The sequence below is a fragment of the Mycobacterium persicum genome (assembly GCF_002086915.1).
In the GTDB taxonomy this organism is placed as follows: Bacteria; Actinomycetota; Actinomycetes; order Mycobacteriales; family Mycobacteriaceae; genus Mycobacterium; species Mycobacterium persicum.
The window spans coordinates 4,666,009-4,679,135 of sequence record NZ_MWQA01000001.1 but is presented as its reverse complement, the minus strand read 5'-3'; the positions used below and the strand labels follow the sequence as shown (position 1 = coordinate 4,679,135).

General features: G+C 67.3%; 11 protein-coding genes. 4 read left to right on the top strand and 7 right to left on the bottom strand.

Features of this window, described 5'->3' with window-relative positions:
* Positions 1 to 102 precede the first annotated feature (102 nt).
* On the top strand, positions 103 to 762 hold the full coding sequence (locus tag B4U45_RS21370; RefSeq protein ID WP_075548933.1) for a sensor domain-containing protein: 660 nt from the start codon (positions 103 to 105) through the stop codon (positions 760 to 762).
* 15 nt (positions 763 to 777) lie between these two features.
* Here B4U45_RS21370 and nudC read toward each other — a convergent pair whose 3' ends face one another.
* The 6 genes from nudC to B4U45_RS21340 form a co-directional block, all read right to left on the bottom strand.
* Positions 778 to 1,710 carry an NAD(+) diphosphatase gene (nudC, locus tag B4U45_RS21365; RefSeq protein ID WP_075548911.1) on the bottom strand — a complete coding sequence of 311 codons (933 nt, stop codon included), beginning with the start codon at positions 1,708 to 1,710 and terminating at the stop codon, positions 778 to 780.
* Positions 1,710 to 2,780, bottom strand: coding sequence for a potassium channel family protein (locus tag B4U45_RS21360; protein ID WP_083153877.1), 1,071 nt, complete (start codon positions 2,778 to 2,780; stop codon positions 1,710 to 1,712). The genes nudC and B4U45_RS21360 overlap by 1 nt, the downstream gene beginning before the upstream one ends.
* Before the next feature lie 61 nt (positions 2,781 to 2,841).
* Entirely contained in the window at positions 2,842 to 6,120 is a 3,279-nt protein-coding gene (locus B4U45_RS21355) for an ATP-dependent helicase (protein WP_240316595.1), read from the bottom strand.
* The gene (locus tag B4U45_RS21350; RefSeq protein ID WP_244899419.1) at positions 6,117 to 9,272 is read right to left on the bottom strand and encodes an ATP-dependent helicase; all 3,156 of its coding nucleotides are present in this window, start codon (positions 9,270 to 9,272) and stop codon (positions 6,117 to 6,119) included. The genes B4U45_RS21355 and B4U45_RS21350 overlap by 4 nt, the downstream gene beginning before the upstream one ends.
* Positions 9,273 to 9,406: 134 nt before the next feature.
* Positions 9,407 to 9,724 carry a J domain-containing protein gene (locus tag B4U45_RS21345; protein WP_075548914.1) on the bottom strand — a complete coding sequence of 106 codons (318 nt, stop codon included), beginning with the start codon at positions 9,722 to 9,724 and terminating at the stop codon, positions 9,407 to 9,409.
* Between the two features lie 268 nt (positions 9,725 to 9,992).
* Positions 9,993 to 10,415, bottom strand: coding sequence for an Hsp20/alpha crystallin family protein (locus B4U45_RS21340; protein WP_075548297.1), 423 nt, complete (start codon positions 10,413 to 10,415; stop codon positions 9,993 to 9,995).
* A gap of 412 nt (positions 10,416 to 10,827) precedes the next feature.
* Between B4U45_RS21340 and B4U45_RS21335 the strand changes: the two genes are divergently transcribed.
* From B4U45_RS21335 to B4U45_RS21325, 3 genes are all read left to right on the top strand, one after another.
* Positions 10,828 to 11,037 carry a hypothetical protein gene (locus B4U45_RS21335; protein WP_075548298.1) on the top strand — a complete coding sequence of 70 codons (210 nt, stop codon included), beginning with the start codon at positions 10,828 to 10,830 and terminating at the stop codon, positions 11,035 to 11,037.
* Positions 11,038 to 11,108: 71 nt separating this feature from the next.
* Entirely contained in the window at positions 11,109 to 11,909 is an 801-nt protein-coding gene (locus tag B4U45_RS21330) for an alpha/beta fold hydrolase (RefSeq protein WP_075548299.1), read from the top strand.
* Entirely contained in the window at positions 11,897 to 12,214 is a 318-nt protein-coding gene (locus B4U45_RS21325) for an MGMT family protein (protein WP_075548300.1), read from the top strand. Before B4U45_RS21330 ends, B4U45_RS21325 begins: the two co-directional genes overlap by 13 nt.
* On the opposite strand, the gene B4U45_RS21320 is transcribed toward B4U45_RS21325, so the two are convergent.
* Positions 12,203 to 13,057 carry a TIGR02569 family protein gene (locus B4U45_RS21320; protein WP_023371734.1) on the bottom strand — a complete coding sequence of 285 codons (855 nt, stop codon included), beginning with the start codon at positions 13,055 to 13,057 and terminating at the stop codon, positions 12,203 to 12,205. The two genes, B4U45_RS21325 and B4U45_RS21320, sit on opposite strands and share 12 nt — an antisense overlap.
* Positions 13,058 to 13,127 lie beyond the last annotated feature (70 nt).

Genomic DNA, 13,127 nt, shown 5'->3' with positions numbered 1-13,127 from the left:
ACGGCGGTCCGCAGAAAACGGCTATCAACGATGAGGCCAACCGGCTCAACCCGCTCGAGCGTGACATATCTGGCGCTGCGGCTGACGCGGCACGCGGCAGATATTCGCGCCGCCCTTGCCGGCACGGGCAAGTCACTGTTCATCATCTGCACTGCGCTACTCGTGATCACGGCATGCTCGCACAAGGGCACATCAGCGAAGCCGAGCACCGCCACCGCCGCCACGCCGCAATCGGGTGCCGATGCGTTGATCATCAGCATCGAAGAGGTACGGCGTATCGCCAATTACGAGGAACTGACCGCACATTCACACGCGGACTTGCGTCATCCGCCACCAGGCGACCTGAACGCGCCGGGCCCCTGCCGGGCGGCCGGGACCAGTGATCTCACCTTCGCCAGCGGCTGGATAGAGTTCCGGAGTGCCGGCTACAGCGGCGTCACCGACGAAATTCGCCCCGGCGGCATGGCTTTGGTGGATTCGGTCAGTCAAGCCGTTGCCATCTACCCGGACGCGCATGCAGCGCGCGCAGCGCTCGACCAGCTGGAAGCTTCGCTGAACGCGTGCATGGCATTACATGACCCCAAGTACACGTTCAACGTGGACAAGCCGGACCCTGCCACGTTGCGGATCACCGACCAAGGCTGGAGCCATCTGTATCGCGTCAAGAATGCGGTGTTGATGTCTGTCGGCGTATTGGGCATCGAACCGGCTGAACGGATCGCCAATACCGTGCTTGACGCGATCTGCGATCGCGTCACGTAGTTCGATCGCGGCAGTTCAATCGCGCGCCGCCGCCCAGGATTCGATGATGATCCGGGCGATCGAGACGGACCCCGGTAGCCGCAATGCCGACTCCGATGCGGCGGTTGTCCAGTCGCCCGCGTCCAGCGCCGCACGCACTTCGTCGCGGGTGAACCAGCCGGCCTCGGCGATCTCGCCGTCGTGGAATGAGAAATCTTGATCCGGGTCAGCTACGGCATGGAAGCCCACCATCAGCGAGCGCGGGAACGGCCAGGGTTGGCTGCCCAGGTAGCGCACATCACGGACGGTCAGACCGATTTCCTCACGAATCTCGCGGGCCACGCATACCTCGAACGATTCACCCGCCTCGACGAAGCCCGCCAGCAGAGAGAACATCCGCGGCGGCCATGCCGCTTGGCGGGCCAATACCGCGCGATCACCGCCGTCGTGAACCAGGCAGATCACCGCCGCGTCGATACGGGGAAACTCCTCGCGACCGGTGATCAGGCTGACCCGTGACCATCCGGCCCTGGCGGGTTTGGTCGGGGTGCCGTCGACGGGGCTGAATCGCGCGGTGTCATGCCAGTTCAATAACGCCAACGCCGACGACACCAATTGGCTGCTGGTGTCATCGAAGATCTTGCCGAGCCTGCGAAGGTCCACTACATCGACCTCCACCCCCTCGGGGGGCTCCAGTTCGCCCCTGATCGCCCAGACGTGGCGATCGCCCTCGATGCGACCCAGGAACACCGCCTCCGGCGGTGGCTTGTCGCCCAGCGCGGCCGCCGAACCCAGCACCGCTCGGCCATCGGCAACCAGGACCTGGTTGCGCGAATCCACCCGCAGTAGCGCCGCATCGGCCCAGCCGGCAGCCGCGGCGTCGACATCGGTCCGCAAGTGGTCGGCTCGGTCCGCGCCGATACGCGACAGGAATGGAACGTCCCGCAGCCGGAAGTCGACGATCGCCACTAGTGCCCCGTGTTGCGGACGTAGACGAGACGGTCGTCGGCCTCGATGGCGTCCACCTCGGGCATTCCGATACGCAATAGGTGTCCGTTGCGGACGACGCCTAGCACTATGTCTCCCAGATGCCGCGGAGAACCGCCGACTTCGCTCGCCTCCACCTCGCGTTCGGCAATCGCCAGCCCGGTATCCGGCGTCAACAGATCCTCGATCATCTGCACAACGCTGGGAGTGGTGGTGGCAAGGCCAAGCAATCGGCCCGCCGTCTCCGAGGAAACCACCACCGAGTCCGCCCCCGATTGCTCGAGCAGATGCTGGTTTTCGGCCTCCCGGATGGAAGCCACGATCTTGGCCTTGGGCGAGATCTCGCGGGCGGTCAAAGTCACCAGCGCCGCCGTGTCGTCACGGCTCGCGGCAACGATGATCGAGGCCGCATGCTGAGCACCGGCCAACCGCAGCACGTCGGATTTGGTGGCGTCGCCATATACGGTGACCAACCCCGCCGCCGCCGCGCGGTCCAGGGCCGCCCGGTCGGTGTCGACGACGACAATCTCACCCGGGACCACCTCGTCACCGAGCATCGCGGTAATCGCCGTTTTGCCTTTGGTCCCATAGCCGATGACGACGGTGTGGTTGCGCACTCTGTTCCTCCAACGCTGGATCTTCAGTGCTTGCCGGGACGTCTCCGTGACCACCTCGAGCGTCGTCCCGACCAACAGGATCAGGAACGCGATGCGCAGCGGCGTGATGATCAAGACGTTGGTCGCGCGCGCGAATTCGGAAATGGGCGTGATGTCGCCATAACCGGTCGTCGACAACGTCACCGCCGAGTAATACAGGCAATCCAGGAACGTCAGTTCGTCGCCCTGTGAGTCGTGGTATCCGTCCCGATCGACGTAGACGGTAATGGCGCCGACCAACAACGCCGCCAGGGCAATCGCCACTCGGCGGGTAATGATGCGCGCGGGACTGGCCCGACCCGAAGGAATGCGCAACACGCCGACGAGTGCGTAACTCGGCTGGACCGTCAACCTCTCGTCGAGACGCCTCAGCCGCCGCCAACTACCTTTTGCCACGGGAATCCGTCATCGGCTGATCCCAAAGCACGACACAGGCACGAGACACATGTAACCACGATCAGGTGTCGCAAGGGTGAGCGGAGTCAGCCAGCAGCGCAGCCAACGCCGCACCGTCGGGCAACTCATCGGGAACAACGGTGATGCCACTGCGGACGTAGTAGAACGCGGTGCGTACCGATGACTCCGAGCAGCCGAGCAGCGCTGCCCATGCCAGCCGGTAGACGGCCAACTGGACGGCGGCCTGCCGCCTGGCTTCCGGCCCGCGTGGCGGCTCACCGGTCTTCCAGTCAACCACGGTGACGCCGCCGTCGGGGTCGGCGAACACCGCATCAATGCGGCCGCGAACCACGGTGTTGCCGATCGGCATCTCGAACGGCACTTCTACCGCGATCGGGGTGCGAGCAGCCCAGGGCGATGCGGTGAACGCCGCTCGCAGTTTGGCCAACTCCTCGGCGTTGCTTGCGTCGGAGTCGGCGGCACCCGGAAGGTCACCGAGATCGAACAGCAATTCGACTCCGTAGAACTGCTGGACCCAGGAGTGAAAGGCGTTGCCCAGCAATGCCTGCGGATCCGGACGCGACGGCAGACGGTGGGCTAGCCGCTGCCGTGCCTTGGCAGGATCGCGGCCCAGCTCCACCAGACCGCTGACCGACAATTGGCCCGGCAGCTCGCGGGCCGGCGGTTGCACCGTGCGCGCACGTTCGGCCAGTAGCGCATCGACGTCATGGGTCCACCCCTCGGCGTCAGCGTCCCCGGCGCCGACCACTTCGGCCGCTGTCGCCTCAGCCACCAGCCGGGCCCCGCGTTCCACGTCAGAGCGCCGCGCGCCCAGCGGCTCGGCTGGCCAGACTGCTTGGATAACATTGTCCCGCAACGGGTTAGGCTCACCTTCAGCCGGTGCGGGAGCCCACTGGTCGATAGTCCCGCACGGCTCGCCGGCCGTAATCGAGTGATCGATGATGTCTTTGACTTCGCAGAGGAATTCCGACGGCCCGCACGGCTTGACCCCGGTAGCGCCCCAGTGGTGACCCGATATCAGCAGGGTGTCCTCGGCACGAGTGACTCCCACATATAGCAACCGGCGCTCCTCATCGACACGTCGCTGATCGAGCTGATGACGGTGCTCGGAGATCTTGTCCGCCAGCTGTTTTCGATTGGTCACCGCCGAGGTGTCGAGGACCGGGATACCGAGCACCCCGGTCGAGGCGCGGTCGCCGCGCAGCAGTGGCGGTAGCTCACCGGGGTCGGTTAACCAGGTGCTTCGCGACGCGGTTGACGGGAAAACGCCACCCGACAGGTGGGCAACCGCCACGACCTGCCACTCCAAGCCCTTTGCGGCATGCACGGTCAGCACCTGCACCCTGTCGCGGGCAACCGCGGGCTGCGCGGGGGGCAGGCCGTTTTCCACTTCTGCGGCCACGTCCAAGTAGGCCAGCAGACCAGCCACCGACGCGTGTGCCGGCACTTCCGTGGTCGACGGGGTAGCCCGCTCGGCGTATTTCGCTACCACGTCGGCGAAGGCGTCGAGATGCTCGGTGCCGGACCACTGTGCGGCAGCGCCGGATTTGGCGCGGGCTTCGCAATCGACGCCCAGCACGCGGCGCACCTCGGCAACCAGATCCGGTAGGCAATGGCCGAGTTGCGCACGCAGCAGGTTCAGTTCGCCGGCCAGCGCCACGATGCGCCGGTAGCCTGCCACCGAGTAGCAGTCGGCCGGACCCGGGTCGCTGATCGCGTCGGCCAGACAGGGGGTGTCGCTGTCAGGGCCGGCTGCCGCCGCAATCGACTCGGGCGAAGATTCGTTGGGGCCGCCCGCCAGGGCCAGTGCGCGCCGCCACAACGCTGCCAGGTCCCGGCCACCGAGCCGCCAGCGGGGACCGGTCAGCACCTGCATCGCCGCGGCTCCAGCCGTCGGCTCGGCCACCACGCGCAGCATGGCCACCACGTCGGCGACCTCTGGAATGGACAACAGGCCGGCCAGCCCAACCACTTCGACCGGGATCCCGCGAGCACGCAGTGCATCGGCGATGGGTGCCGCGTCAGCGTTGCGGCGCACCAGAACGGCTGAGGTAGGCGGGCCGACCCCATCGACCCGAGCCCGCAAGTAGTGCCGCTGAAGATGGTCGGCAATCCAGTCACGTTCGGCCTGCACATCGGGGAGCAGTGCGCAGCGAACGGTCCCGGGCGGGGCGTCCGGACGTGCCCGCAATGCCCGCACCGCGACCGATCTCCGGCGCGCCTCTGCAGATATGGCGTTTGCCAGGTGCAGCGCTCGCGGCGGGTTACGCCAACTGGTCCGCAGCTCCAGAATCGGCGCTGGTGTGCCGTCGGAGAGGGGGAAGTCGGTGGTGAAGCGTGGCAGGTTCGTCGCCGAGGCACCGCGCCAGCCGTAGATCGACTGGATCGGGTCCCCGACCGCCGTGAGCGCCAGCCCGTCGTCGACTCCGCCGCCGAACAACGACGACAAGGCGACCCGCTGGGAATGGCCGGTGTCTTGGTACTCGTCGAGCAACACCACCCGGAATTGGTTCCGCAGTTCGCGACCGACCTGCGGGAACGACGCCGCCAGCCGCGCGGCAGACGCCATCTGCAACCCGAAGTCCATCACCTTCCCGGCCCGCATGCGTTCGAGCAACGCATCCAGCAATGGCACCAACTCGGCGCGCTCATTCTGGGTGGCCAGCATCCGCAGCAACCACTGGCTGGGGCCGCGGTCGCGCTGATAGGGACCCGCCGGCAGGGTGTGCACCAGTCGTTCCAGCTCAACGTGGGTGTAGCGGAGTTGCCCGGTGTCCACCAGGTGCTCAGCGAGCTGGCTCCATAACCGCAGCACCATCGCCGTGACCGCCGCCGGGGTCTTCTGGGTATGCAACTCACCGCGATATCCGTTGACCACCTCGAACGCCAGCTGCCACAGCTCTGACTCGGTAACCAACCTGGTGTCGGGCTCGACGGGCAGCAGCAATCCGTAGTCACGCAGCAACGACCCGGCGAACGCGTGGTACGTGCTGACCACCGGAGTGGCCGCGGATTCGCACGCCGCCGCGCCGGGTTCCAGCCCGGCCAACCGCGCCAGTCGAGACCGGACGCGGCGCAGCAGTTGGCCGGCGGCCTTACGCGTGAACGTCAGGCCCAACACCTGGCCGGGTTCGGCGTAGCCGTTGGCGATCAACCACACCACCCGCGCCGCCATCGTCTCGGTCTTGCCGGCTCCGGCCCCGGCGATGACCACCAGTGGGCCCGGCGGCGCGGCGATCACGGCCGCCTGCTCCTCCGTGGGCGGGAAAAGCCCCAGCGCACAAGCTAATTCGGCGGGGCTGTAGCGGGCATTTTTCACAGCGGTGACCTGTCGGTGTGTGCCGGGCAAAACGGCCGGATCGGGCAGTTCGTGCAACCGTCGTTGCGTCGGGCGATGAACTGCGGCCCGGCCATCGCCTCGGCGGCCTGCCGCACCAGAGCGCGCCATCGATCACGAGTGGCCGGCGTCAACGGATCCTGCTCGCGTTCGGCAGCGCCGGTCGTCCCGCACTTCCCGGGATAGACCAGACGCGCACCACCGGGCTCGTCGCCTGCGGGCACCATCCCTTCGGCGACCGCCAGCTGATACATCGCCAGCTGCGCATGCTGTTGGCCATCGTCCTTGCTCACCGGCGTCTTGCCGGTTTTGACGTCGACGATCACCAGCCGACCCGCACCGTCGCGTTCGAGCCGATCGACGCGGCCGCGCAGCCGGATCTTTCCGCCGTCGTCGCGGCGGGTCCGCAGGACGCCGTCCACCTCGACCTCGACGCCGACCTCGGTCAACTCACCACGGGTACGCGCCCGCCACTCGACAAACGACTGGATCATCGCGCGGTGCCGGGCAAGCTCATTGGACGAATACCAGCTCGCGTCGAAGGGCAACCGCTGCCACACCCGGTCCAACTCGGCCAGTAGTTGAGCTTCACTGCGGCCCGGACCGGCGATCAGCGCGTGCAGCACCGAACCAACGGTGGAGCGCAGCTCACGCGGCTTGGCTCCGCCGTGGCGTTCGGTCAGCCACCGTAACGGGCACTCGCTCAGCGTCTGCAGGCTCGACGGGGTCAACGAGACGACATCCCCACTGCCGTACAGCGGTTCACTGGTGCTCACCGGGATCAGCCCGTGCCACCCTTCCGGGTCGGCCCCTGCCACACCGGCCTTGGCCAACCGCGCCAATTGCGTTGCCGCACATGCCCGTGCAGCGTCATCGACCGTGCCGTCTGGTGCACACACGACAGCCCGTAACCGACCCACCACCGCCGCGGCCGACAGGACACGCGGTGCCGGCTCCGGCTGCGCCGCCGCTGGTTCGCCGCCACAATCAGCCAACCGGGCGATCTCGAAAAAGAATGCCGACGGTAGCGCCGGTTCCCGGCCGCCTCCGTCGGCGTCGTTGTCGACGGCTGTCACCAGCAACCGGCGCCGGGCCCGACCCATGGCGGCCACCAAGAGCCGGCGTTCCTCGGCCAGCAGCGGCGCCCGGGCAGAGGCGTTTTGGGTGACGCCGTCGAGCTCATCAAGCAACCGCTGGGTAGCCAACACGCCACCACGCGGAATTGTGTTGGGCCACAGCCCTTCCTGCAGTCCCGCGATGATAACGAGATCCCATTCGTGCCCCAGGGCGGCGTGCGCGCTGAGCAACGTCACCTGTTCTGCCTGCGATACCGGCTCGGCGGTGACGGGCGGCAGCTGCAGAGCCGTGACATGCTCGATGAGTCCGCGCAGCGACGCACCCGAGGTTCGGGCGACGTACTGGTCGGTGATGTCGAATAAGGCGGTCACCGCTTCCAGATCCCGCGTGGCCTGGACACCCGCCGAGCCGCCGCGCTCGCTGGCTGCCAGCCAGCGACTTTGAAGACCTGAGCGGTCCCACGCCGCCCACAGCGTGTATCGCGGATCTTGACCCTGACGGTGACACCGTTCGGCCGCGGCGAGCACGGCACGCACTCGCCGCAGTGGGCCGGCCTGCGGACCTGAGAACTGCGGGCGCGATTCGGCTTCGGGGGAAAGTATTTGTGCCAGTACGTCACCGAAATCACCCGATGAATCGCCGGACCGGCCGCGCTGCAGCGTCCGCCGCAGCTGGCGAAGCGAAACCGGGTCGACGCGGCCGATGGGCCCGGTGAGCAGCGCCAATGCCCGCTCTCCGGTGAGCCCGTCGGCGGTCGCGGCCAAAACCGTGAGCAGCGCAGCCGAGGCGGGCTCCGCCGACAACGACCCGCCGATCGCCGGCATGGCCACCGGAACTCCGGCCGCTGCCAGCGCCCGGGGCAGCCGCGCGGCGGCCCGCGGCACCGACCTGACGATCACCGCCATCTGCGACCACGGCACCCCGTCGATCGCATGGGCTCGTCGCAGCGTATCGGCAATCATCGCGGCTTCGGCATGCGCCGAGGCGGCCAGCCGCACGGCAACCGAACCGCCCTGTTCCCCGATGCCGTCGATCTGCTTTCCGGCGCTGCCACCGGGCAACCGTCGGGTGATGCCACTGACGGCACGCGCCACCGCGGGCGCACAGCGATGCGACACCGTCAAGGTCACTAAGCGTCCGTCTTCGACAGCCCCGCCCAATAACCCGGCGGGCTCGCCGCCGCGGAAACCGAATCCCGCCTGGTTCGGGTCACCCGCCACCACGACACGTTCGGTGCCCGCGGCCAGCGCCCGGACCAGCCGGGCTGCCTGCGGATCGAGTTGCTGAGCATCGTCGACCAGCAGCAGCCGGACCCGGGCGCGCTCGGCTGCCAGTAGTCCCGGATCGACCGCGAAGGCTTCCAATGCCGCCCCGACGAGTTCGGCGGCCGCCAATGCCCGTGCCGTCGCTTGTGGCACCGCCATCCCGGCCGCCGAGCGCAGCAACATCACCTGCTCGTATTGGCGGGCGAACCGGCCGGCGGCAATCCATTCCGGGCGGCCGCAGCGCGGGCCGAGCCGCTCCAGCTCCGAGGGGTCTACGCCGCGTTCGAAACAGCGTGCCAACAGATTTCGCAATTCGTTGGCGAATCCCGCGGTGCTCAGCGCCAGCCACAGATGCTGCGGCCAGGCGGATTGGGAGGCCGCTGCGTCCTCGAGGTCGCCGGCTAGCAGCTCGCGGATGATCGCATCCTGTTCGGCACTGGTGAGCAGGCGCGGCGGCCCGTCTCCGGTACGCTCCGCGTTGCGTCGCAATAGCGCATAGGCGTAGCCGTGGACGGTACGCACCAGCGGCTCGCGGACCGCGGACCGGCCGGATCCAATCCTGCTCGACCGCAGCAACGCCGACGTCAACGCGCTACGTGCGCGCATCCCCAGCCGCCCTGAGCCGGTAAGCAGCAGAACCGATTCCGGATCGGCACCCGCGGCGATATGCGCAACCGCGGCCTCGACCAGCAGGCTGCTCTTACCGGTCCCCGGGCCGCCCAGCACGCGCATCGGCCCGCGCATTCCCGGCACCAGCAGCTCGCGCGCCTCGGCACCCCAGCTCAATGACATAGCCGACATAGCCGCATGCAACCACGAGGGTCTGACAATCTCCGGCGGCCAGAGCCGGCGAAGCCCCTCGGGGGGTTCGATCTCAACTGCTCGAGCGGCCCCAACGGCGATCGAACGCGGCCTGCAGCCGGCCGTCACCGATGCCAGCGCACTGGCCCCGCCCACAACGCCGCACCGACGTGGGCAGAGTCATTGCGCCTGACCGCGATTCGAGCCGTCGGCCGGTGTTTGCGGACGCGAGCGACCGCGCGGTCGTAGTCGTTGCGCAGCTGCGGATCGCGCAACACGCGGTAAGCCGACAGGACTTGCCGCAGCCGTTCGTCGGCGCCCGAGTCCGGTTCGCCGGACCGCAAGTCCGGGTGGCACCAGCGCAATAGGCGCCGGTAGGCATGGGTTATCTCGGCCTGCGTCGCCGTGGGCGAAACGCCGAGGACTGCGTACGGGTCAATCATCGAGTAGCACCGCGCCTTTCGTAAGTGATGGCGGGTTGCTGCTGGAAGTGGGCGCGCCGTCGGGGGCGCGCCCACTTCTACCGGCACCCTCCGCGCAGCCTCACCTCAACCACGTTGGGTGGCAATGCGCTGCGGTTACGGACTCAGTCGCGCGTCGATTGTGGCGACAGACGGCACGGAGGGCCGCAAGCGTCAAACAGATTTCAATCCGGCGTCATCACCTCCTCGTCGAGATCCGTTGCAACCAAAAGTGGGAAACCGAGCACCGTCAGGCATTGATCGGTGTGCGCTCCCCGTTGTGGCTGATCTCGATGCGGCGTGGCTTGGCCTGTTCCGCGATCGGAATGGTCAGGCGCAACACGCCGTCGTGGTAGCTGGCCCCGATTCTGTCGGTGTCGAGGGTGTCGCCCAGGAACAGCTGCCGGCTGAAGACGCCGCGTGGCCGTTCGGCCGCGACCACATCTCGCTCGCGGTCAAGACCGGGGCGCTCCGCGCGCACCGTGAGCACATTGCGTTCGACGTCGAGGTCGAGCGAGTCAGGGTCCACGCCCGGCAGGTCGAATTCGACGATGAACTGGTCTTCTTCTCGCCAGGCATCCATCGGCATAACGGCCGGGCGCGCCGGAGTGCCCAGCACTTGCTCGGTCCAGCGGTCGAATGCACGGAATGGATCTGAACGCATCAACATCATATTTCGCCTCCTAGCCGCAACGATTATCTATGTTGATGGTCATAGGTTCTATCTACCACCTCGACCGGCCGCGCGCAAGCATCCCAACGGAAATTTTTCCGATTCAGTAGCCGCAGCCGTTATCGATCCTCCTGGCGTACACCGTATTTCAGCGACGCCGCACTCCAATGCGGCGAGCCGCCACCGAGTGGCCCCGCGACAACGACGGGCCCGAAGCGATAGGGCATCACAGCCAACCGATGAGCAGATGGCACAATGCAGGTAACTGGTCGGCACTGTTCCTAATGGTTGATCGGGAAGCTCTGGAAGACTCAGCGAGAAGCCGCCAACACGCAGTGGCCGTGCGACAAACCCGGACTGCGGGCCAACGAGGCCGGCCAGCAGCCGGAGAGCTATAGCAGGAGTATCGATTATGGGCAATGCCGACGGGGTAGGTCCGCAGGATCAGATTCCCGAAGCGGACGCGGCGGAGCAGCACCGCACCGTCGATTTCGACGACGAAGCGGGGTTGGACACCGCCTACCTCAGCGATGCCGCGGATCGCGAAGCCAACGAAGCCGACGTGATCGATCAGGCCTACATCGTTCCGGTATCGGACGACGACGCGGACCTCGACCGCTAGCGCGCAGCCGATCTAGCCGCCCACGAGCCCCTTCGACGGCCCGCGGCGACCTGACCTGGCACCATCGACACGTGACTGCCGACCTCCACGTCCACCGCTACGGGCCGTCCGGCCCTGTCCAGGTACTGACGATTCACGGAGTCACCGAACATGGGCAGTGCTGGGAACTATTGGCCAACCATTTGCCCGAGGCCGCCATCGCCGCGCCTGATCTGTTGGGTCACGGCAGGTCATCGTGGGCGGCCCCGTGGACCATCGATGCCAATGTGTCGGCGCTGGCAGCACTGCTCGATGAACAGGGCGCCGGACCGGTTGTGGTGGTCGGACACTCGTTCGGCGGTGCTGTCGCGTTGTGGCTGTCGGTGGTCCGTCCGGATCTGGTAGCAGCGCTTGTGTTGCTCGATCCGGCCGTCGGTCTGGATGGATCGCGGGTACGCGAGGTGGTCGATGGGATGGTGGCGTTCCCCGATTACCCCCACCCGGCCGCGGCGCGCGCGGAGAAGGCGACCGGAGCCTGGGCCGATGTGGACCCCGCCGTGCTCGACGCCGAACTCGCGGAGCACCTCGTCGCCTTACCGAGCGGACGGTATGGCTGGCGGATGAGTCTGCCGGCAATGGTGTGTTATTGGAGCGAGCTCGCTCGGGACATCGTGCTGCCTGCAGCCGGAATCCCGACAACGCTGGTGCGTGCGGGGCGAGCTGATCCGCGCTATGTCAGCGACGAGCTCGTCGCCGCCCTCCGTCAACGGCTGGGAACCGATCTGGTGCTGCATGAATTCGACTGTGGACACATGGTGCCTCAAGCCAAGCCCGCTGAGGTTGCCGCGCTGATCCGCCAACGCCTGGCAACACCCTCGTCATGGCACCGGTGACCGACGAGCAAATCGAGCGGGTGCGCGCCCTGGTTGCCGCCATACCGCCCGGTAGGGTCGCGACCTACGGTGACATCGCCTCGGTGGCTGGACTTTCCAGTCCGCGCATCGTCGGCTGGATCATGCGGACCGACTCCGCGGATTTGCCCTGGCACCGGGTGATCACCGCCTCCGGACGCCCGGCGCGGCACCTGACCACGCGGCAATTGGAGCTGTTGCGTGCCGAAGGTGTGCTCAGCACCGACGGCAGAGTCCCGCTGGGTCAGGTGCGTTACGAGTTCCCACCTGGGCTGTCAGAGCATTAGCCGGACCAGCGCCGCGGTGCGGGCCAGACCGGGAAACGCCTCCGCCGTGGAACGCGGGTGCAGCGCATGCACCGCTAGCCGAAACATCAACGCGCGCAATAACATCTGTGGCCATTCCGGCAGCGCGCTCCACCGCTCGATGAGTCCGTCATCGGCCTCTCCCCACGACAGCGCATCGACGACGACCACCCCGGCCGCCCACGACGCGGGCCGCCAGTACGGCGTGATATCGGTGATCCCGGGTGCCGCTGCTCCCACGAAAAGCACTGTGCCGTACAGATCCCCGTGCACCACCTGGTTGGGGCTCCTGGTGGGTTTGCGCAGTGTGGCAAGTTGATTGATCAGATCGATCGATCGCTCGGCATCCGCTGTCGGCGAGGACGACCGGGCACCGGGCGGAATGGACTGCAGCGGCCGCTCCTCCCATGCCGCGCGGTCGGCGGCGATGAAGACGTCTACTTCCGCCCACGGCGTCGTGGGCCCCTGGGTCAGGAAGCGCGGCCGTTCCAACTTGCTGGTGGCCTCGTGCAGGCGTACCGCCGCCGAGACGACTTCATCGTGTCGGGCCTCAGGAGTGCCGGCGACGAAAGTGTCTGCCCGCCAGCCGGAAACCACGTACCGGCCGTCGGTCGAGCGAACCGGCCGGGCCAACCGGACCCCGTCGACAAACAACGTTTCGCGCACCCGCGCGGACCAAGCCGCGCGGGCATGGTCGGCCACCATGGACAACACCACTTCGCCACACCGCCAGCCACCTTCCCAGCTGGAACCCAACGAGGCGGGCTGCACACCGGTCAAACCAAACGCCGCCAGTACGTGCTCGGGCGGTGGCTCGACACTCACACGGGTCAGCCTAGTCGGGCGACCCAGCGGGTCGACACGACCCGCTGAGAGCCCGACAAATGGGGTTCAC